20 protein-coding genes are annotated in these 20,311 nt (G+C 70.0%); 11 read left to right on the top strand and 9 right to left on the bottom strand.

Going from position 1 to position 20,311, the window contains the following annotated elements; genetic code table 11:
- Positions 1-59 precede the first annotated feature (59 nt).
- From H7A69_RS06905 to H7A69_RS06895, 3 genes are read left to right on the top strand one after another with little or no spacing between them, the layout of a single operon-like run.
- The gene (locus tag H7A69_RS06905; RefSeq protein WP_069711270.1) at positions 60-917 is read left to right on the top strand and encodes an ABC transporter ATP-binding protein; all 858 of its coding nucleotides are present in this window, start codon (positions 60-62) and stop codon (positions 915-917) included.
- Positions 914-1,807, top strand: a complete 894-nt coding sequence (locus H7A69_RS06900) for an ABC transporter ATP-binding protein (RefSeq protein WP_182046382.1) — start codon at positions 914-916, stop codon at positions 1,805-1,807. Before H7A69_RS06905 ends, H7A69_RS06900 begins: the two co-directional genes overlap by 4 nt.
- Complete coding sequence (locus H7A69_RS06895) at positions 1,804-3,954, top strand: glycoside hydrolase family 36 protein (protein WP_182046381.1); 2,151 nt, start codon at positions 1,804-1,806, stop codon at positions 3,952-3,954. The genes H7A69_RS06900 and H7A69_RS06895 overlap by 4 nt, the downstream gene beginning before the upstream one ends.
- A gap of 115 nt (positions 3,955-4,069) precedes the next feature.
- Here H7A69_RS06895 and H7A69_RS06890 read toward each other — a convergent pair whose 3' ends face one another.
- Positions 4,070-4,327, bottom strand: coding sequence for a hypothetical protein (locus H7A69_RS06890; RefSeq protein ID WP_182046380.1), 258 nt, complete (start codon positions 4,325-4,327; stop codon positions 4,070-4,072).
- Here H7A69_RS06890 and H7A69_RS06885 point away from each other — a divergent pair.
- From H7A69_RS06885 to H7A69_RS06875, 3 genes are all read left to right on the top strand, one after another.
- Entirely contained in the window at positions 4,320-4,610 is a 291-nt protein-coding gene (locus H7A69_RS06885) for a hypothetical protein (RefSeq protein ID WP_182046379.1), read from the top strand. The genes H7A69_RS06890 and H7A69_RS06885 overlap by 8 nt on opposite strands.
- Entirely contained in the window at positions 4,607-4,837 is a 231-nt protein-coding gene (locus H7A69_RS06880) for a hypothetical protein (protein ID WP_182046378.1), read from the top strand. Before H7A69_RS06885 ends, H7A69_RS06880 begins: the two co-directional genes overlap by 4 nt.
- Positions 4,838-4,916: 79 nt before the next feature.
- On the top strand, positions 4,917-5,237 hold the full coding sequence (locus H7A69_RS06875) for a hypothetical protein (protein WP_182046377.1): 321 nt from the start codon (positions 4,917-4,919) through the stop codon (positions 5,235-5,237).
- A 90-nt stretch (positions 5,238-5,327) separates the two neighbouring features.
- On the opposite strand, the gene H7A69_RS06870 is transcribed toward H7A69_RS06875, so the two are convergent.
- From H7A69_RS06870 to H7A69_RS06850, 5 genes are all read right to left on the bottom strand, one after another.
- The gene (locus H7A69_RS06870) at positions 5,328-5,954 is read right to left on the bottom strand and encodes a response regulator transcription factor (protein ID WP_182046376.1); all 627 of its coding nucleotides are present in this window, start codon (positions 5,952-5,954) and stop codon (positions 5,328-5,330) included.
- Positions 5,951-7,150 carry a sensor histidine kinase gene (locus tag H7A69_RS06865; RefSeq protein WP_182046375.1) on the bottom strand — a complete coding sequence of 400 codons (1,200 nt, stop codon included), beginning with the start codon at positions 7,148-7,150 and terminating at the stop codon, positions 5,951-5,953. The genes H7A69_RS06870 and H7A69_RS06865 overlap by 4 nt, the downstream gene beginning before the upstream one ends.
- A gap of 52 nt (positions 7,151-7,202) precedes the next feature.
- Positions 7,203-8,009, bottom strand: coding sequence for an ABC transporter permease (locus H7A69_RS06860; protein WP_182046374.1), 807 nt, complete (start codon positions 8,007-8,009; stop codon positions 7,203-7,205).
- On the bottom strand, positions 8,006-8,890 hold the full coding sequence (locus tag H7A69_RS06855) for an ABC transporter ATP-binding protein (protein ID WP_182046373.1): 885 nt from the start codon (positions 8,888-8,890) through the stop codon (positions 8,006-8,008). Before H7A69_RS06855 ends, H7A69_RS06860 begins: the two co-directional genes overlap by 4 nt.
- A 130-nt stretch (positions 8,891-9,020) precedes the next feature.
- Positions 9,021-11,471: an ATP-binding cassette domain-containing protein gene (locus tag H7A69_RS06850; RefSeq protein ID WP_182046372.1), complete on the bottom strand. Its 2,451-nt coding sequence runs from the start codon at positions 11,469-11,471 to the stop codon at positions 9,021-9,023.
- A gap of 112 nt (positions 11,472-11,583) precedes the next feature.
- Between H7A69_RS06850 and H7A69_RS06845 the strand changes: the two genes are divergently transcribed.
- Complete coding sequence (locus H7A69_RS06845) at positions 11,584-12,516, top strand: NADP-dependent oxidoreductase (RefSeq protein WP_182046371.1); 933 nt, start codon at positions 11,584-11,586, stop codon at positions 12,514-12,516.
- Here H7A69_RS06845 and vsr read toward each other — a convergent pair.
- Both vsr and H7A69_RS06835 read right to left on the bottom strand, forming a co-directional pair.
- On the bottom strand, positions 12,506-13,039 hold the full coding sequence (gene vsr, locus H7A69_RS06840; RefSeq protein WP_182046370.1) for a DNA mismatch endonuclease Vsr: 534 nt from the start codon (positions 13,037-13,039) through the stop codon (positions 12,506-12,508). The genes H7A69_RS06845 and vsr overlap by 11 nt on opposite strands.
- A 71-nt stretch (positions 13,040-13,110) precedes the next feature.
- Positions 13,111-13,701 carry a hypothetical protein gene (locus H7A69_RS06835; RefSeq protein WP_182046369.1) on the bottom strand — a complete coding sequence of 197 codons (591 nt, stop codon included), beginning with the start codon at positions 13,699-13,701 and terminating at the stop codon, positions 13,111-13,113.
- A 52-nt stretch (positions 13,702-13,753) separates the two neighbouring features.
- Between H7A69_RS06835 and H7A69_RS06830 the strand changes: the two genes are divergently transcribed.
- Positions 13,754-13,969: a DUF1653 domain-containing protein gene (locus tag H7A69_RS06830; RefSeq protein ID WP_259346117.1), complete on the top strand. Its 216-nt coding sequence runs from the start codon at positions 13,754-13,756 to the stop codon at positions 13,967-13,969.
- A gap of 87 nt (positions 13,970-14,056) precedes the next feature.
- On the opposite strand, the gene H7A69_RS06825 is transcribed toward H7A69_RS06830, so the two are convergent.
- Positions 14,057-14,830 (bottom strand): SDR family NAD(P)-dependent oxidoreductase, encoded by a 774-nt coding sequence (locus tag H7A69_RS06825; protein WP_182046368.1) that lies wholly within the window; start codon positions 14,828-14,830, stop codon positions 14,057-14,059.
- Between the two features lie 122 nt (positions 14,831-14,952).
- On the opposite strand from H7A69_RS06825, the gene H7A69_RS06820 reads away from it, so the two are divergent.
- The 3 genes from H7A69_RS06820 (at position 14,953) to H7A69_RS06810 (ending at position 20,128) form a co-directional block, all read left to right on the top strand.
- Positions 14,953-15,906: an AraC family transcriptional regulator gene (locus H7A69_RS06820; RefSeq protein WP_259346116.1), complete on the top strand. Its 954-nt coding sequence runs from the start codon at positions 14,953-14,955 to the stop codon at positions 15,904-15,906.
- Positions 15,907-16,772: 866 nt separating this feature from the next.
- Positions 16,773-18,242 carry a DNA cytosine methyltransferase gene (locus H7A69_RS06815; protein WP_182046367.1) on the top strand — a complete coding sequence of 490 codons (1,470 nt, stop codon included), beginning with the start codon at positions 16,773-16,775 and terminating at the stop codon, positions 18,240-18,242.
- Positions 18,239-20,128: a DUF262 domain-containing protein gene (locus H7A69_RS06810; RefSeq protein ID WP_182046366.1), complete on the top strand. Its 1,890-nt coding sequence runs from the start codon at positions 18,239-18,241 to the stop codon at positions 20,126-20,128. Before H7A69_RS06815 ends, H7A69_RS06810 begins: the two co-directional genes overlap by 4 nt.
- Positions 20,129-20,311 lie beyond the last annotated feature (183 nt).

Genomic DNA, 20,311 nt, shown 5'->3' with positions numbered 1-20,311 from the left:
CCGCGCCACCGCCCTCGCGCCCCGCTCTGCACACGACTCCCCTCCACGCCGCTCACCCGATGACCCGGGACGCCGTCCTCACCATCGACCACCTCGACGTCGTCTACGAGACCGAACGGCCCGTGCACGCCGTCAAGGACGTCTCGCTCTCGCTGGCACCGGGGGAGATCCTCGGGCTGGCGGGGGAGTCCGGCTGCGGCAAGACGACGCTCGCCTACGCCATCACCCGGCTGCACAAGCCGCCGGCGAAGGTGGCGTCCGGCAGCATCACGTTCCACGACCGCGACGGCAGCGACGTCGACCTGCTCGGACTGAGCGACGAGCGGCTCCGCGCGGTCCGCTGGTCGAAGCTGTCCATGGTGTTCCAGGGCGCGATGAACGCGCTCAACCCGGTCACCACGATCCGGGCGCAGCTCGACGACGCCCTCGTCGAGCACCGGAAGGGCATGCCGAAGCGGGAGCGACGAGCGATCGCCGAGGACGCACTCCGACGGGTCGGCGTCGACCCGGCACGCATCACCGCCTACCCGCACGAGCTGTCCGGCGGCATGCGGCAGCGGGTCATGATCGCGATGGCGATGCTGCTCGAGCCGCAGGTGATGATCATGGACGAGCCGACCACCGCGCTCGACGTCGTCGTCCAGCGCGAGATCCTGCGGGAGATCGTCCGACTGCGGGACGAGCTCGGCTTCGCGGTCGTGTTCATCACGCACGACCTGCCGCTGCTGCTCGAGATCAGCGACCGGATCGCGATCATGCTCCGCGGCGAGGTCGTCGAGTGCGACACCGCCGCGCGCATCCAGCACGAGCCGCAGCACCCCTACACGCAGCGCCTGCTGCGGTCGTTCCCGAGCCTGTCCGGCGCCCGCGGTGACTTCATCCGCACGGGCCTCGGCTTCGAGGAGGTCGCATCGTGACCAGCGTGACCGTCAACCACCTGACCAAGGACTTCCACGTCCGGAAGGGCCTGCGCAGGAACACGCTGCGCGCCGTCGACGACGTGTCCTTCGAGCTGCTGCCCGGCCGGACCGTCGCGCTCGTGGGGGAGTCCGGCTCCGGCAAGTCCACGATCGCGCGGATGCTCGCGAAGCTGGAGTCCGTCACGAGCGGGTCGATCGACGTCCGGCTCGAGGACGGCACGCCCGTCGTCGGGAGCATGTACCGGCGGCACGTGCAGATGGTCTTCCAGGACCCGTTCGCGTCGCTCAACCCGTTCCACTCCATCGAGCACCACATCGCCCGGCCGCTGCAGCTGCACCACCGGACGCGCGGAGCCGAGGAGACCCGGGAGCGCGTCCGCGAGCTGCTCGACCGCGTCAACCTCGACGAGGACTTCGCCGAGCGTCGCCCGCACGAGCTCTCCGGTGGCCAGCGGCAGCGGGTCGCGATCGCCCGAGCGCTGGCACCCGGCGCACAGGTGCTCGTCGCCGACGAACCGGTGTCGATGCTCGACGTGTCGATCCGGCTCAGCGTGCTCAACCTGATGGGACGGCTGCAGCGCGAGGACCACCTCGCCGTGCTCTACATCACGCACGACCTGGCGACCGCGCGGCACTTCTCGGACGAGATCCTCGTGCTCTACCGCGGCCGGGTGGTCGAGCGGGGACCGTCGGACGCCGTCATCCTCGATCCGCACCACGACTACACGCGGCTGCTCGCCGACGCTGCGCCGGACCCCGAGCGTGTCGACCGGCGCGTGACCGCGGGACCCGTGGTCGACCGGGCGACGATCGACAACACCACCTGCTACGACCACGGGCTCGGCGCGTGGGTGGACGCCCCGGCGGCGCCCGTCGGTGCCCGGTGACGGCGCCGTTCGTCGACTGGGTCACGACCGGCTTCACCGCCCGGTTCCGGACCGGTCCCGAGCAGCCGGTGTCGCTCGTGTCGTTCGTGCCGGACGGCGGGACGCTGTCGGACGGGACCGCCGAACCGCAGCCGCTCGTCGAACTGACGACGGTCGGGCACGGTCGGTTCCCGGGCGGCTTCCGGCACGTCGACTCCACCGTCGGTGCGCGGCTGCGGTACGTGGCGCACGAGGCGACGGGCGCGACGGACGCGACCGACGGGTCGGGTGTGCCCGACGGGACGGACGCGAGCGCGGCCGTGGTGGTGACCGGACCCGGGATCCGGATCGTGCAGGCGGACGCGGCCACGGGCCTCCAGACCGTCTCGGTCTTCCGGGCGCACGACGGCGTGCCGGCGTTCCGCACCTGGACCGAGGTCCGGGCCGAGCGGGGCGAGCACGTCGTCGACTCCGTGTCCTCGTTCGCGAGCGGCGCGTGGCTGACCGACTCGGGCGTCGACGTCGACGACCTGTCGCTGACGCACGCGGCGAACGACTGGGCGGCCGAGAGCCGGTGGCGCACCGACCCCCTGCGGGAGATCGGCCTCGCGCGCATCGACCGCGAGGCGCAGCACCACCCGCCCCGCAGCCGCGCCGTCGTGCAGAACCGGGGATCGTGGTCCACCGGCGAGGCACTGCCCATCGGGGTGCTCACCGGACCCGGGTACGCGCTCGTCTGGGAGGTCGAGCACAACGGCCCGTGGCTGTACGAGCTCGGGGAGACGCGGAGCGCCGCGTACCTGCTGCTCAGCGGACCGACCGACCAGGAGCACCAGTGGACCGCGGTGGTCACGCCGTCGGCGCCGTTCACCTCGGTGCCGGTCTCCGTGGGCATCGCGGGCTCGATCGACCAGGCGTTCGGGGTGCTCACCGCGCAGCGCCGGGCCTCCCGCAAGCTGCGGGCCGCCGACGCCGCGATGCCGCTCGTGTTCAACGACTACATGAACACGCTCATGGGCGACCCCACGACCGAGAAGCTGCTGCCGCTGATCGACGCGGCCGCCGACGCCGGCGCCGACCTCTTCTGCATCGACGCCGGCTGGTACGCCGAGGGGCACTGGTGGGACACCGTGGGGGCGTGGGAGCCCGCGGCCTCGCGGTTCCCGGGCGGGCTCGGCGAGGTCGTCGACCACATCCGGAGCCGCGGCATGCAGGCCGGGCTCTGGCTCGAGCCCGAGGTCATCGGCATCCACTCGCCACTCGCGTCCTCGCTGCCCGACTCCGCGTTCGTGCAGCACCACGGCGTGCGGGTCGCCGAGCACGGACGGCACGTGCTCGACCTGCGGTCACCGGACGCCCGAGCACACCTGGACGCCGTGGTCGACCGGCTCGTCGGGACCTTCGGTGTGACCTTCTGCAAGATGGACGACAACACCATGACCGGGCCGTGGGCCGGTTCGGTGGACGGCGGTCGTGCGTTGCTCGACTGGCTCGACGACGTCCAGCACCGGTACCCGGCGCTGCTCATCGAGAACTGCGCGTCCGGGGCGATGCGCGCCGACCAGGCGATGCTGTCCCGGTTGCACATGCAGTCCACCTCGGACCAGCAGGACCCGGTGCTGTCCGCCTCGATCGCCGCCGCGGCTCCCGCCGCGATGCTGCCCGAGCAGGCGGGGAACTGGGCGTACCCGGCACCGGAGATGTCCGACGAGCTGTTCACGCTGTCGCTCGTGAACGGGGTGCTCGGGCGGATGTACCTGTCGGGACACCTGCCGCGGATGTCGGCGGAGCAGCGGGCGGTCGTCGGGTCCGCGATCGCCGCGCACCGTCAGGTGCTCGAGGTCGTCGACACCGTGCTGCCGGTGTGGCCGCTCGGGCTGCCCGGGTGGGAGGACCCGTGGGTCGCGCTCGGCCTCCGGACGGCGTCGGGCGACCTGTACCTGTCGGTGTGGTCGTTGCCGGGGGCCTCGCGGACGGTGGCGCTGCCGCTCGATCCGGGTCCGGCACCGGGTCGTGTCGTCGTCGAGCCGCTGTTCCCGACGGCGGTGGCGCCGTGGACGGTGTCCTGGGACGGGGCCGCGGGGGTGCTGCACGTCGACAACGGCGGTGCGACCCCGACGGCTCGGGTGTTCCGTGTCCGGATCGAGGGGGCGGACACGGGGCGCTGAGGGGACGCGCGCCGGATGGCAGACGGTGCGCGTCGACGGACGGGAGGCGCGGTGCGGGCAGGTGCCGTGCCTCCCGTCCGCTGTCCGTCCCGTCTCGCCGCGCGGGTCGCGCCGCTCAGCGCCAGCTGCTGCGGAGCGCGCGGAACCAGCGCGGGGTGAGCGCCGGCGGGAGGTACCAGGTCGACCCGGCGCCCAGGAGCGCGATCACCGCCGGGATCCAGAAGAGCCAGCTCGGGCGGGCGGGCAGGGCGAGGACGATGCTCACCAGGACGATGCCGAGGCCGAACCAGAACAGGCCGAAGACCCAGTACGACAGGCCGCCCTTCGCCCAGGAGCGCCAGAGGCCGCTGTAGCCGAGCAAGCCGATGAGCATCAGCGCCGCGCCGACGATCCAGATCAGGTCGTCCCCTCCGCTTTCGTCGCACTCGACCGTACCGGTCGGCGCAGCGGCTGCCGGTGCATGGATCGGAGGTGCCATCGAGACCGCGCTGTCACCAGGAGTCGGGACGGTCGTGGGCGGTATCGTCGGGAGCGCCATCGGGGGTTGGTTCGGCGGGACAGGCGGCGAGGTGCTCGGCGACAAGCTGAACGACATGTACCAGGGGTCGGACTTCGCGAAGGGTGTGCACGACGTGTGGAGGGGGATCTTCGGATGATCTGGGCGATGATCGCGGTGTCGTGCGCGTTCGCGACCGCCTTCCTCGGGTTCGGCGGCATCTGCTTGGGCGCCTTCGGGGCGCTCCTGTCGACGCACGCATTCGTGGTCACCGCTCTCGCGATGGTCGCGGCCTTCGTGCTGATCCTCGTCGCGGTCGGACTGTTCATCTTCGGTGTGCCGGCGTGGCTGACCCCGCGCTGGTACCGGCACCGGAGCGGCGCGTGATCACAGGTCATCGGTGCCGTGACCCGCGACGGTCGATGACCACGGGGATCTCGCCGGAGCGGGTGGACGAGGATCTCGAGTGACACCCGTCGGATTCCTCGTCATGCTGTTCGCCATCGGGATCGTCTTCGGCGGCGCCGGAGCATTGGCGTACGCCGGCGTCTGGCGTTCGTGGATCGGTCGGATCCACCAGAACGTCGTCTTCGGGTGGTTCTGGTTGGGTCTGGCAGTGCTGTCGATGGGGCTCGCGGCGAGCTTCATCCGAACGCGGGTCTTCGGGTTCTCCTTCGTCTTCGCGTTGTGCGCCGCCGTGGCCGGTGCGCTCGGCCTGTGGATCCTGCTGGCCGGTGTTCCGCGGCGGCTCCGACCTCGCTGGTACCGCGTGGAGCGTGAACGGTGAGCGTCCCGACGGAGTTCCGGCCGCCGAACGTCCCGTCGCCCCCGGGAACACCCGGCATCGAACCCGCGGTGACAGCGGCGAGGACGGGTGTCAGCGAAGCAGTCCGAGCTCCATCGCGCGGGTGACCGCCCGGGTGCGGTCGTTCACGCCGAGCTTCTCGAACACGTGCCCGAGGTGCGTCTTCACCGTCGTCTCGCTGAGGAACAGCGCGCGGCCGATCGCCGGGTTCGACCCGCCCTGCGCGACGAGCTGCAGCACCTCGAGCTCGCGCGGGGACAGCGTCGGTCCGGCGGGGGCCTTCGTCGTGGCCCGGCGGACGAGGGCCGCGGCCGCCGAGGGCGCGAGTGCGGTCTCGCCCCGGGCGGTGGCGCGGAGGCCAGCGAGGATCTCGGACTCCGGTGCCGCCTTGAGCAGGTAGCCGGCGGCCCCGGCCTCGATCGCGGCCAGGATCTGGTCGTCGGACTCGTACGTGGTGAGTATCAGGACCTGGATGGCGGGTTCGCGGGCGAGGATCCGCGCCGTTGCCTCGTCCCCGTCGATGCCGGGCATCCGCAGGTCCATCAGGACGACGTCGGGACGCTCAGCGAGGGTGATCGAGACCGCGGTCTCGCCGTCGCTCGCCTGCCCGACCACCGACACGTCGTCGGCGTCCTGCAGGAGCGCGACGATCCCGGCGCGGACGATCGGGTGGTCGTCCGCCACGACGACGCGGATCACCGCGTCACCGCCGACAGCGGTGCGGGTGCGGACGGGAGGCGCCGCCCGGCCCCGGTGGGGACGGTCGCCTCGACGACGGTGCCGGCTCCGGGCGACGAGGCCACCACGCAGGTCCCGCCGGCCAGGGCGAGGCGGTCGCGCAGGCCGCGCAGGCCGTGGCCGGCGGACGGGACGGACGCGTCGAAGCCGGCGCCGTCGTCGGCGATCCGCAGGGTGACCTGCGGGCCGTCGACGAGCAGTGCGACCCGCGCCGAGGTGGCCCGGGCGTGCCTGCGGACGTTCGCCAGGGCCTCCTGGCCGACGCGGAGCAGGACCACCTGCGTGTCGCGGTCGAGCGGGACGTCGGGAGCATCGACGGTGACGGTGATCCCGGTCTCGCGGGTGCACCGTTCGCCGAGGCGGTGGAGCGCTGCCCCGAGGCCGTCGCTCGACACGCCGGCGGCTCCGGCGGCGACGAGGGTGCGGGAGTCCTCGAGTGCTGTGCGAGCGGCCTCCTCGAGCACGGCGAGTCGGTCGCGCAGCCGGTCGACCCGGTCGGCGTCGAGGTCGCCACGCGCCCGCTCGGTGAGCATGACGATGCCAGCGAGGTCCTGCGCGACGGTGTCGTGGATCTCGCGCGCCAGACGCTCCCGCTCGCTCGTCACGCCGGCGGTGCGGTGTGCCTCGGCCAGGGACGCCTGCGCGGACTGGAGCTGTTCGAGGAGCAGCCGTCGCTCGTCCGAGAGCCGGGCGATGCGGGTGATCCAGAGGCCGAGCGCGCAGGCTCCGACGACGCTGATGCTCTCGATGAGGAGCGTCGAGAGCAACTCGTCGGGCCCGGAGGCGATCTGCAGCCCGATGCCCGACGCGATGCCGATGACGACCGAGACGGCGATCGACGTCCGGGCGCGTTCGATCTGGCACCAGGCGACCGGGAACAGGATGCACTGCACGAACGCGGTGCTCGGCACGACGGCCGGCAGGACGAGGGCCGCGACGACGAGGAGCGGCACGAACGCGGCCGCGGACCGGGGGTCGTCGTACCCGCGCCGGCCGTACGCGACGTACGCGACGGCGAGGACGCCGAGCATCGCGAACGCGGGCCACCGGGTCGACCACGGTGACCAGCCGAGGGCCGCGATCACCGCGATGAGCGCGACCGTCACGCCGAAGGCGACGTGGAGTCCCACGTTGCGCTGGGTCGTGATGCGGTCCATGCGGCCAGCCTCCCATCGATCCGCGCCGGTCCGGCGGTTCTCCACAGGCCCGTCAGGCATCTCGACGGTTCCACCGGAACGTCAGGAGGCAGGCGACCACACCGAGGACCAGCCATGCTGCCAGGACGAGGGTTCCGAGACCGAGGTGCCACGCGCCTCCCGGCTCGGCGGACGCGAAGCCCTCGGGCAGGAACACCGACCGCATGCCCGACGCCATCCAACGGAGGGGGAAGACGCCGGCGACGGTCTGCAACCAGTCGGGGAGCTGTGTGAAGGGGAGGTAGACACCGGAGATGAACTGCAGGACCAGGACGATCGGCACGATGGTCGCGGTGGCACGGCGGCCCTCGCGGGGGAGCGCCGAGATCGCGATGCCGAGGACGCAGCTCGTGGCGACGCCGAGGAGCACGATGCCGGTGAACCGGGCCCACGCGCCGCCGTCGGTCGGCAGGTCGACGCCGAAGAGGAGGGCGGCGATCAGGAGCAGGAGCACGACCTGGGCGGTGACGGTGACCAGCACCATGCCGATCTTGCCGACGAAGTACGACAGGACCGGCAGCGGGGTGCCGCCGAGGCGCTTCAGCGTGCCGTCGCTCCGCTCGCCGGCGATGTCGACGCCGAGCGACTGGGTACCCGAGAGCAGGAGAGCGGTGGCGACGAGGCCGGGCAGGTAGTAGGTGGCGTAGTCGACGCTCACGTCGGGGCCCGCCTGGATGTCGGGCGAACCGCTGAAGGCGACCGAGAACAGCGCCAGCATGATGACCGGGAAGAGGAAGGTGAAGAACACGGCGTCGGGGGCACGGAAGTAGGAGCGGACCTCGTAGCCGATGCGGTGCAGGCCGAGTGTTGCGGCGTTCATGCTGCGTCCTCCGTGGTCGTGTGGTGCGCGCTGTGCTGTGCGCTGTGTTCGGCGATCATCGCGAGGTAGACGTCCTCGAGCGCGGGGCGGATCACCTCGAGGTCGTGCATCGCCGTCGCCGTGCTGCGGACGAGCGCGGTCGGATCGGTGGTCCGCCGTTCGTGCTCGATGCCCGCGTCGTCGCGCCACCGGACGACCGGGGTCCGGGCCTCGGTGCCGCCGATCTCGTCGATGGGGGCGATGTCGATGAGGCTGCCGTCGGCGATCACCGCCGCCCGGTCCGCCAGGTGTGCGGCCTCGTCGAGGTAGTGCGTCGTGAGCAGGATCGTCGTGCCCTCGCGCTTGACGTCGTCGATGAGCTGCCAGAACTGCCGGCGGGCCTCCGGGTCGAAGCCGGTCGTGGGCTCGTCGAGGAACAGCACCTCGGGCCGGCCGATGATGCCGAGCGCCACGTCCACCCGGCGCCGCTGCCCACCGGAGAGCCGGCTGATCCGGGTGTTGCGCTGGGCCTCGAGCCCGGTGACGGCGAGGAGGTCCTCGACCGACCGGCTCCGCGGGTACAGGTGCCGGAAGTGGGCGAGCTGCTCGGCGACGGTGACGTTCGGGGACTCGCCGCTGGTCTGCAGGACGATGCCGACCCGGGCGTTGTGGCTGCGGCTCGTGCGGGCCGGGTCGTGGCCGAGGACGCGGACCTCGCCGGCGGTGCGGGAGCGGTAGCCCTCGAGGATCTCGACCGTGGTGGACTTGCCGGCGCCGTTCGGGCCGAGCAGGGCGAAGGTCTCGCCGCGCTCGATGGTGAACGAGACGTCGGACACGGCGCGCTTGCCGTTCGGGTACTGCTTCGTGAGGCGCTCGACCTGGATGGCGGGGCTGTTCGGCATGGTCCCAGCCTGCTCGCGCCGTGCGGGCGGCGGATCGGAAGGCCGGGCGGAGCAGCATCCTCCGATCGGAGGATGCTGCTGACCGCCGCGGTCGTGGCGGGCGTGGGCCGTGCCTCCCGTCCGACGCGCGTCAGGAACCGAGCGCCGCCCGCAGGAAGGGAGCCGTCCTGCTGTCCGGTGCGGCGGCGACCGCCGCCGGTGTGCCGGATGCGACCAAGCGGCCGCCCTGGTCGCCGCCCGCCGGACCCATGTCGATCACGTGGTCGGCCTGGGCGACGACGGACATCGTGTGCTCGACCACGACGACGGTGTTGCCCGCGTCGGTGAGCCGGGCGAGCTGTGCCGTGAGGAGTTCGACGTCGGCGGGGTGCAGCCCCGTGGTCGGCTCGTCGAGCAGGTAGAGCGTGTGACCGGAGCGCGCCCGCTGGAGTTCGGTGGCGAGCTTGATCCGCTGGGCCTCGCCGCCGGAGAGCTCCGGTGCGGGCTGTCCGAGGCGGAGGTAGCCGAGGCCGACGCTCCGCAGGGCGTCGAGGGCGCGGGCGGCGGCGGGGAGGTCCGCGAGGGCCTCGGCGGCCTCGTCGACCGTCATGCCGAGGACGTCCGCGATGGTCGCGCTGCCCCGGCGGACCTCGAGGGTCTCGGCGTTGTAGCGGGCGCCGTGGCACTCCGGGCACGGTGCCCAGCTGCCCGGCAGGAAGAGCAGCTCGACCGAGACGGAACCCTCGCCCTGGCAGACCTCGCACCGGCCGCCCTCGACGTTGAACGAGAACCGGCCGGCGGTCCACCCACGCTCGCGGGCGTCGTCGGTCGCGGCGAAGGCCTGGCGGACGGCGTCGAACATGCCCGTGTAGGTCGCGAGGTTCGACCGAGGTGTCCGGCCGATCGGCTTCTGGTCGACCTCGACCACCCGGCTGATGACGGGGTGCGCGGTCGCGATCGCGGGGAGGACCCCGCCGACGAGCGAGGACTTGCCGGAGCCGGACACCCCGGTCACGGCGGTCATCACGCCGAGGGGCAGGTCGACGTCGAGCCCGCCAGCGTCCGCGGCGCTGCCGGTCCGTCCACGCAGGTTGTGCAGGGTGGCGTCCCGGATCTCGAGGGTGCCGACGGGCTCGCGCGGGTTGCGCGGGTCGCGTGGTGCTCGGGGCGCCAAGTAGCGACGGGTCACGCTCTCCGACACGTCGGCGAGTCCCTCGGGTGGCCCGCTGTAGAGCACGCGACCGCCGCCGGTCCCGGCACCGGGGCCGACGTCCACGATCCAGTCGGCCCGACGGACGATGTCCATGTCGTGTTCGACGACGAAGACGCTGTTGCCGCTCGCGCGGAGGTCCTCGAGGACCTGCACGAGCGGCTCCGCGTCGGCCGGGTGCAGGCCCGCGGACGGCTCGTCGAGCACGTAGACGACCCCGAAGAGCCCCGAGCGGAGCTGCGTGGCGATGCGGAGGCGCTGCATCTCGCCGGGGGAGAGCGTCGGCGTGGCCCGGTCCAGACCGAGGTAGCCGAGCCCGAGGCCGGTGAGGACCTCGACGCGGCTCAGCAGGTCCGCGGCGATCGACTTCGCCACCTCGGACCGTTCTCCGGACGTCACCCGGCTCTGTGCCGCCGACGGTTCCGTCAGCTCGGCGGTGGGGCGGAGGACCTCGGCGACCTCGGACAGCGGCAGCGCGTTGAACGCCGCGATGTCCAGCCCGCCGAACGTCACCGCGAGGGCCGCGCGGGTCAGACCGGAGCCGTGGCAGAGCTGGCACGGGCCGGACTCGACGAAGCGCATCGCCTTGTTCCGCTGGGCCTCGCTCTGCGAGTCGGCGAGGGTGTGCAGCGTGTACTGCCGGGCGCTCCAGAAGCGACCCTTGTACGGCTTCGCCACGCGGTCGCGCTTGGGGTGGACCTCGACGACGGGCTGTTCCTCGGTGAAGAGCAGCCAGTCACGGTCCGCCTGCGGCAGCTCCCGCCAGGGCCGCTCGATGTCGTAGCCGAGCACGGCCGTCACGTCGCGGAGGTTCTTGCCCTGCCAGGCGCCGGGCCAGGCGGTGATCGCGCCGTCGCGGATCGACAGCGACGGGTCGTGCACGGCCGAGGCCTCCGTCACCTCGTGCGCCGTGCCGAGGCCGTGGCAGCGCGGGCACGCTCCGACCGCGGTGTTCGGGGAGAACGAGTCGGAGTACAGCTGCTCGGCACCCCCGGGGTAGGTGCCGGCGCGGGAGTAGAGCATCCGGACGGAGTTGCTCAGCGTCGTCAGGGTGCCGACGGTCGACCGGGTGCTCGGGGCGCCGCGGCGCTGCTGCAGGGCGACCGCCGGGGGCAGGCCCGTGATCTCGTCGACGTGCGGGGTGCTGCCCTGGGCGATGAGGCGTCGGGCGTAGGGGGCGACGGACTCGAGGAAGCGGCGCTGGGCCTCGGCGAAGACGGTGCCGAAGGCGAGGCTCGACTTGCCGGAGCCGGAGACGCCGGTGAAGGCGACGATGCGGTCACGGGGGATGTCCACGTCGACGTCGCGGAGGTTGTGCTCGCGGGCGCCGCGGACGCGGATGAAGCCGTCGGCCGGGATGGTGTGGTCCGTGGGGTGGTGCGGGGCGGGCATTCGTTCGAGCGTAGGCGGCGACACCCTGCGGTGTCCGGTCCGGGCCGTCCGCGTGTTCCCTCCTGCAACGTCCGCTGAGTGGACCGCAGCGCCCGCGCGTAGACCGGAAGGCATGAAGGTCGTCGGAGTCGAAACGTTCGGAGGGCCCGAGGCCCTCGCCGTCCACGAGGTCCCGGAGCCGCACGCCGGCTCCGGCACCGTCCGCATCAGGGTGCAGGCGTTCGCCGTGAACCCCACCGACACCGGGGTCCGTGCGGGCCAGCGGGACTCGTCGGAGGCATCGCCGCCGTACGTGCCCGGGATGGACGCCGCCGGGGTCATCGACGAGGTCGGCGACGGGGTCGAGGGCTGGCAGGTCGGCGACCAGGTCATGGCGATGGCCCTGCCGCTGTCCGAGCACGGCGGCGCGTACGTCGAGCACCTCGTCGCGCCGGTCGGCTCGTTCACGCGGATCCCGGCCGGGCTGTCGATCGAGGAGGCCGCCACCGTCCCGATGAACGGCCTGACCGCGCTGCAGATCCTCGCGCGGTCGGGGCTCGGCACCGGGGGGACGCTCGCCGTGACCGGAGCCGCGGGCCTGCTCGGGAACTACGTCGTGCAGCTCGCGAAGCAGCGGGGCATCACGGTCATTGCCGACGCCGCGCCCAAGGACGAGGACCTCGTGCGGTCGCTCGGACCCGACCACCTGGTCCGACGTGGTGACGGCTTCGCGGCCGCCGTGCGCGGGATCGTGCCGGACGGGGTCGACGCGCTCGCCGACGCCGCCGTGCAGCGGGACGAGGTCGTCGACGCCGTGCGCGACGGCGGGTTCTTCGCGGACGTGCGGGGCTGGGAGGGCAACGGCGCTCGCGACATCCGGTTCGAGCGGATCATGGTGTTCTCGGAGTACACGTCGTTCGACCTGCTCGAGGAGCTGCGCCAGGCGGTGGAGGACGGGATCCTCGTACCGCGGGTCGCCGAGGTGCTGCCCGCGGAGCGGGCGTCGGAGGCGCACGAGCGGCTCGAGGCCGGCGGGACGCGGGGGCGGTTCGTGCTCACTTGGTGAGCGCGGGTCGCTTGGGCGACCACATGCCGGACGGGAGGCGCGGTGCCAGGTGGCACCGTGCCTCCCGTCCGTCGCGGTGACGGTCAGACTTCCGCCTTCGACTGACGATGGTGGCCCAGCGATCGAGCTCCTCCTCGACACGATCTGCGGTGGCCACGGGATCGTCGTGCTCCCACGAGCGGATCACGCGCCAGCCCTCCGACGTCAGGATCGCTTGGTTCCGGGCGTCGCGCTGCCGGTTCGCGAGGAGCTTCCGCCTCCACAACTCGGCGTTCGCCTTCGGGAGCTGCACGTGCTCCTCGCAGAGGTGCCAGAAGCAGCCGTCGACGAAGACCGCGATCCGCGCCCGCGGGAACACGAGGTCGGGGCGGACGCGACACCGGCGGCTCACCTGCCGGTCGACGAAGAACCGACGGCCGCGGCGATGGAGCTCTCGGCGCAGCGCGAGCTCGGGTGCCGTGTCACGGCGGCCGAAGCGGGCCATGTGGCGGCGGCGTGCGTCGTCGGCTTCCCACTGATCCATGCGTCGAGCGTCACAGACGGGTCAGGTCGTGGCATGCCGAACGAGCGATCGGTGGACCGTCTGCCGCTGCGCTAGCGCTGTGCAGGAGGAGCGGACGCGGTCTCCGCCGCAACGTCGTCGTGCGCTGCGAGGAAGTGTCGGACGCGGGCGAGGCTGCGCCGGAGCTGCACGACCGTGATCGCACCGACGACGACCAGCACCCCGACGAGGACGATCCGGAACCACGACGTCACGTCCGACGCGAGGCCGATGACCTGCGAGCCCGCGATGCCGCAGAAGAGGAAGAGCTGCTGCGCCGTGACGAGCGGGAGGGTCACTTCGAGCACGTGAGCATGGGCGACGGCTCGTGCCTCGAGGGCAGCGGGGATCGGTGCTCCCGACAGGACCGCTCGCTGCACGTCGCGCTGCTCGGCGGCGTCGAGACCCCCGGTCGCGGCGCTCACGAGGTGCTTCATCCGGAACTGCGACACCATTGTGGACAGTGCGGCGCCGAGGCCTCCGAGGGCCATCGCGCAGCCGAGGCTGGTGAGGAACACCTCGAGCGAGCGCTCGCCGTAGCTCAGCCACACCCCGATCGCGATCCCCGCAACGGCACCGGCGAGCGCGATCCAGGACGCCCGGCGTGCGGCTTGACGGACGGCATCCTGCAACTGCGTCTCCACAGGGGCAACAGTAGGGCCCGGTCCGCGATGACGTCCGGCTACCATCGGCCGCGTGAGCAGCGACGTGACGCCCGGACGGTACCGGCACTTCAAGGGTGGGGAGTACGAGGTGGTCCTGGTGGCGAAGGACGTCGAGACCGAGGAGCCGGTCGTCGTCTACCAGGCGCTGTACGGGGAGCGGGGGCACTGGGTCCGGTCGCTCGCCGACTTCACCACCCAGGTGTCGCGAGACGGGTACGAGGGGCCGCGCTTCGTCCGTCTGGAGTGACCGCCGACGGACGGGAGGCGCGGTGCCAGCTGGCACCGCGCCTCCCGTCCGGCACGTGGTTCCGGACCGTGCTCAGGCGAGTCGCGGTCAGCTCATCCGCGTGGAGGCGATCCCGCCGTCGACGTCGATGGTGCCGCCGGTGACGAACGCGGCGTGGTCGGAGACCACCCAGCGGACCGCCCGGGCGATGTCGACGGGCTGCACCGGGACGCCGGCGGGGGTGCCCCGCGTCATCGCGGCGAGGACGTCGGCCGAGTCGGCGTTCCCCGGCGTCGCCGTTACACCGGGCGCGACGGTGACGACCCGGATACCGCGGTGCCCGTACTCGGCGGCCCAGGCGCGGGTCAGCTGCTCGACGGCCGCCTTCGTGGCGGGGTAGAGGGCCATGAAGGGGACGCCGACGCGGGCCATCCACGAGCCGATGTTGACGATGTGGCCGCTGCCGCGCTCCGCCATGCCGGGAGCGAGGGCGGCGACGAGGACGTGGGGTGCGCGGATGTTCGTGGCGAGGAGGGCGTCGACGGTGTCGTCGGCGAGGGACTCGGTCGGGCCGCCGGGGTAGACGCCGGCGTTGTTGACGAGGACGTTGACGTGGCCGCCGAGCTGCTCGCGGGCCTCGGCGGCGAGGGCGCGGACCACGTCGGGGCCCTGCGACAGGTCGGCGGTGAGCGCGACGGCGTGCCCGCCCTGGCGCTCGATGTCCTCGGCGACGGCGCGGGTGCGTTGTTCGTCGCGGCCGTGGACGGCGACGGTGAGGCCGGCGGCGGCGAGTTCACGGGCAATGGCCTCGCCGATGCCGCTCGATGCGCCGGTGACGAGGGCGGTGCGGGGTGTGGTCTGGTCGTTCGGTGCGGTGGTCATGCGTCGATGGTCCGGCGTCTTCGGTGGCCGCGGCTTGCCCGGATCCACGAGGACGTTGACGAATCCCGCAGCAGGACCCCGGAGCGCTGTCGCGGTCTCCGTCCCGTGGGTAGCGTGGCGACGTGGACGACCGGATCGCGCAGCACCTCGACCGTGCGGCGGCGGTTGCGTCCGCGCATGCTGCGGTCCCCGGGAAGGACCGGCTGGACGCCGTCGCCCGAGCAGGATCGGCGCACCACGCGGAGACCCTCGGGCTGACCGTGTCGAAGGTGCACGAGCCGACCGGGCTGTTCGACCGGCGGTACGAACCGTCGTTGTCGGTCGTGCTGCGCGGGCGGAAGCGCTCGATCGTCGGGGAGGACGACCAGGTGTGGGGCCGGGAGCGGTTCATCATCACGCCGGTGGACCTGCCGGTCGTCGCCGGGGTGGTCGACGCAGCGGGGGATGACGGGTTCGTCGCGGTCGTCTGGCGACTGGACCCGATGGTGGTCGGGGAGGTCATCGCCTCGATGTCCGTGCCGGTGTCGGCGTCAGGGATTGCCGCTGCCCCGCTGCCTCGGCTCGGGAGCTGGACGGAGCCCCTGGCGGACGCGTTCGCCCGGCTGCTCGCGCTGCTCGACGCGCCGGAGGACAGCCCCGTGCTGTTCCCGCTCGTGTCGCGCGAGATCGTGCTGCGGTTGCTGCAGACCGAGCAGGCACCGAGGATCACGGCGGCTCTCGACGGGACCGGGTCGTCGGTGGTCGCCGGGGCGACGGCGTTGCTCACCAGGCGCATGGCCGAGGCGTGGTCGATGGAGCGGCTCGCGCGGGAGCTGCGGGTGAGCGAGTCGACGTTGTTCGCGCGGTTCAAGGATGCGACGGGGATGACACCGGCGCAGTACCTCAAGCGGACGCGGTTGGGGGAGGCGCGGCGGCGGATGGTGGTGCACGGGGACACGGCGGCGCGAGCTGCTGCTGTGGTGGGGTTCCGGAGTGCGTCGCACTTCTCGCGGGACTACCGGGAGGCGTACGGGAGGCCGCCGGCGGCGGATGCGGTGGTGGTGCGGGGGGAGTTGGCGGGGGTCGGGGCGGTGTAGAGCCAGCCGCGGTGCGGTCGTGCAGGAGCGGATTGCGCCGGTAGGGGCGCTCACGCGGGTCCCTCGCGGGACGTAGGTCGAGGCTGCGGCGACCTAGCCTATGGACGGACTGACAGCGTTGCAGACCCTGTCGCACGCCCTCGCTCGCGCCGGGCTGCCGCTCGCCGTGATCGGGGCAGCTGGGCTGCTGGAGAACTACTTGGTGCAGCTGGCGAAGACCACCGGGCCGACCATGATCGCGGATACTGCGCGGGCGGACGAAGCCCTGATTTGGTCGCTCGGGCCGAATCATGTGGTGCCGCGGGTGTTCCTGCAGCCTCTGCTGTTGGCGAACTCGTGCCGGACGGTGTCGATGCGCTCGTCGATGCTGCAGTGCAGCGCTACGACGTCCTTCACGCCGTTTGCGACAGGGAGTCTCCCCAGACGTGCGGGGTGGCAGGGCAACGAAGCAAGGGAACTAGGTTTGTGCAGGGGATGGTGATCCGAAATACCGGGCGCTCGACAAGCCCGAGCAGCTGCGGCACGTGGTGGACGGCGGTACGTTGAGGCCGCGGGTGGCGGACACGCTGCCGGCTGCGCGTGCTGTGGAGGCGCAGGAGCAGTTGAAGGCAGAGCTGACGCGGGGGCGGTCCGTGCTGACGTCGTAGGGCATTTGGCCTGATCACCGTCCGGCGCTTCGTCGAGGCCTCCTCGTTCAGAAGCTAACGACTCGGCGGGCGCGGACGACGAGGACAAGCCGGCGAGGCCCCAGCAAGCGTCATTGCGTCGCGCCTGCGGGACGACGTCAGACCGTGCCCCTAAAGTCGTGCCATGACTTCGGCCACGATCCCAACAGACGCTGGTGCCTCACCAGCAACGACTGAGTGATGATGAGCGCCCTGTCTGCGAACGCTCGTCTGACTGCCGTGCGACGAGTAGAGCCGAACGTGCTCTCCCTGCCTCCCGCGGATGTTGACGACTCTCCTCGGGCCGCCTTCACGTTCGTCGATCTGTTCGCGGGCCTCGGGGGTTTCCATGTCGCTCTTGACGGTCTTGGGGGCGAGGGTGTGTTCGCTGCTGAATGGGAACCGACGCTCAACGCCCTGTACACGAGAAACTTTGGAATCAAGCCGTGGAGCGACATCAACGATCTTGACACCGACTCGGTCATTGAACGCGAGGTCCCCGACCACCACGTGCTGACGGCGGGTTTCCCATGCCAGCCCTTTTCGAAGGCCGGGGATCAAATGGGCTTTGCTGACACTCTTCAGGGTCATCTCTTTTTCAAGGTTCACCAGATTCTCAAAGTCAAGCGACCGCGCCGCTTCATTCTGGAAAATGTGCCCAATATCCTGACGCACGATGAGGGTCGTACTCGCAGAAAAATCCTTGACATGCTGGCGGCACTCGGCTATCTCGTCGACGTCCGCAGATTCTCTCCTCATGATTTCGGCATCCCTCAGGTTCGAGACCGCGTCTATTTCGTGGGGTCACTCGATGGACTGGATGAATCCGTGTGGCCCCCGAAGCGCAGCGACCCAACGGACATAACTTCGGTACTTCGACACGAATTGCCAAGCACACGCGCTATCCCTAGTCAAACCCTACGCGCGATTGACATGTGGGGGGACTTCCTTCGTCGATCCCCAGCATCGTTGAAAATGCCGTCTTTCCCAATCTGGTCGATGGAATTCGGTGCAACCTATCCGTACGAGGATGAGACTCCGGCCGGTGTGTGGAAGCGACGACCGGTGTGGGGTCTGCGGCAGATGAACCTAAAGGGTAGCTTTGGTCGAAGCCTCGAGTGTTCCGTTGCTGAACAGAAGAGACTGATCCCGAGTCACGCGAACCGCGAAGGGGACATCCAGTTCCCAGCCTGGAAGCGCGCCTTCATCCGCCAGAATCGACGCTTTTACCAGGAGAACTCGTCCTGGATCGACCCTTGGCTCGAGCAGTGGCAGCCAGAGCACCTGCACTCCAGCCTTCAGAAGATGGAGTGGAATGCGCAGGGCGAGGAGCGCGACATCGACAACTTCGTACTACAAGTGCGTGCATCGGGCCTGCGAATTAAGCGCCCAACGACGTCGCCAAGCTTGATCGCGTTCACCAAAACTCAGGTTCCAATCCTTGGTGCTAACCTCACCGGCAAGCGACGTTACATGACTCCTGCTGAGTGCGCGGAACTCCAGAGCCTTGGCGGCATCGAGCTTCCTTCTTCTGATTTGGACGCCTACAAGGCGCTCGGCAACGCCGTCAACGCCGGTGTGGTCAGCGCCATCGCCCATCGCCTTCTCGACGGGCTGAGCGATTCCGTGACTACTCACTCCGACCACAACCTCCGAGGAGCAACTGCGTGACCGAGAATGTTGATGTCGTAGACATCGAGATCGCTGAGGACCCTCGCACTCAGTTGTGGGAGAGCATCGCTGCGGGGATCTCCGCGCTGTCCGAAGCTACTGACACTCCGTCTGGCATATCGGCGGCGCCCTCGTCCATCAGCAGCGCAGATGTTGACATGTCATCGGACTCATGGATGCCCTTCATCGTGGAGTTGCAGGGCTGGCTCAACCTGTCCGAACAGTTATCGAACTCCGGTCGTGACGCATTCCTCTCCAGCCTTGTAGCGGGTCTTGAATTGGAGCCGGACGATGCCATCGATAAGGCAGCTGATTCAACTCAGCTCTCCCCACTGGCGCTGGAGCGGCTCAGCCAGCGCATCGAACTCGCGCTGCGTTTACAGCAGCAATTCGCGGAGGATCTGGAGGCTGAGGGCGCCACGCGGGCGTCCGCGACGAGTCGTTGGTCGGCGGCCTGGGAAGAGTCCGATCCCGGTGCCCAGCCTCTGAGTACCGAACCTGTCATTGCCACGTCCGACGTTGTGCCGATTAGCGAGTTGACCAATTCCGACCTCAATCTCACTCCGTCGTATCAGCGCGGGGACGTCTGGACGACGGGCGACAGACAGGCGCTTATTGAATCCGTCCTCCGTGGGATCCCCCTTCCGTCAATCATTTTACGCGAGGTCAGTGCTTCTGATCCGCAGGAGGTCGTCGATGGCAAGCAGCGGCTTACGGCGCTCCTCCGATTCGTCGGCAGTCATCCCGCTGCGCTTGAGCGTGTCCAGAAGGCGGAAGCCCGCCATCCAGGCAAAGATCTGCTTAAGAACTTCCGAGAGGACTATCCCAAGTTCAAGGCAGCGTGGAAGACGTTAGAGAACGAAAGCATCACTGCCGCTTTGGAGAACGAATACTATTTCCCCTTCAAGTTGCGTAACAACGGAAGCGGCGGCCTTCTTGGCCCCGAGCTGGAGGCGCTTCATGGTAAGTATTATACGCAAATCCTCAAGCAAGTTATCAAAGTCGCCGGGGCTGAGATGACAGTCGAGAAACTGTTCACCAGAACTGTGCCGTACAAGGTTCCGGTGATCCGATACACGCAGGCTAACCCTCGCCAAATTCACGACGTTTTCAAGCTATACAACCGGCAGGGCGTTCACCTCAATGCCGAGGAGATTAGGAACGCCGCGTTCCATGAGATTGAACTGACCCCTGCGATCCTGCTTGCGGCGGGAGATGCGGACCCCAGGGTCGCCGTCGAAGACATCGCCCCTTCGCTCGCTCACGTCTCAGACCTCGCGAGTCTCGGTGAGACTCTCAGAGGTTATAACTTTGGCGTAGCTCGTTACCGTCGAACCAAGGTCGTGTCTTGGATCCTGTCGCTGCTCTTGCTCGATACGAACGGCCAAAAGGTCAAGACAACCGCGCGCCACATCGACGAGCTCCTTACCCGGGTCCAGGACGATGAGCAGGACCCGCTGCGCTCGAAGCAGGTAATCGCCGATCTATTCGAATGGCTGGTTTCTGCCATAGATCTGCACGCGCGCCATTCAGAGCTGTGGTCCGAGGAGTTTATGGACGGCGGCAAAGGAACTAGGTGGCAAGAATTGCAACTCGTTGGTTCGCTCGTTGGGATGGCCTTCGCGTTCGCTGCATCTCCGGACGACATCGAGGAACGCATCGCGCTGAATGCTGAAACTATTTGGGAGACCAGTGGCGGGGCTTGGAAGCGGATCGAGAAGGCCCAGAGCAAGACGCAGTGGGATTACATCGCGCGCATCGCCAAGGGATTGATCGAAGCGCTTGGCCTCGACCCCGCGCGAGCCTCCGAGGCCGTGAAGCATCGCTTTGGTTCTTCTGGGTACGAGTCGCTCGAGCGCATGATCCTTCCGGAGAATGAGCGCTGACTATGCCGCAGCCGCCGCTCACCGAGCACGTCTACTTCCATGCGCCGGGAGCGCCTCCTGCAGATTCCTGGTGGTCGCGCTATGCGGCGGAACTTCAGGGAATCAGTCCGACTGCGCGAGCGGCCATCGAGACGGACAGCCGCTACATCCTCGAACGTGGCATCTTCGGCGACGGCGCTCCGG

The organism is Curtobacterium sp. ME26 (assembly GCF_903970945.1).
Classification (GTDB): Bacteria; Actinomycetota; Actinomycetes; order Actinomycetales; family Microbacteriaceae; genus Curtobacterium; species Curtobacterium citri.
Note: the sequence above shows the minus strand (reverse complement) of the source record. Positions and strands in the feature narration are given on the sequence as shown.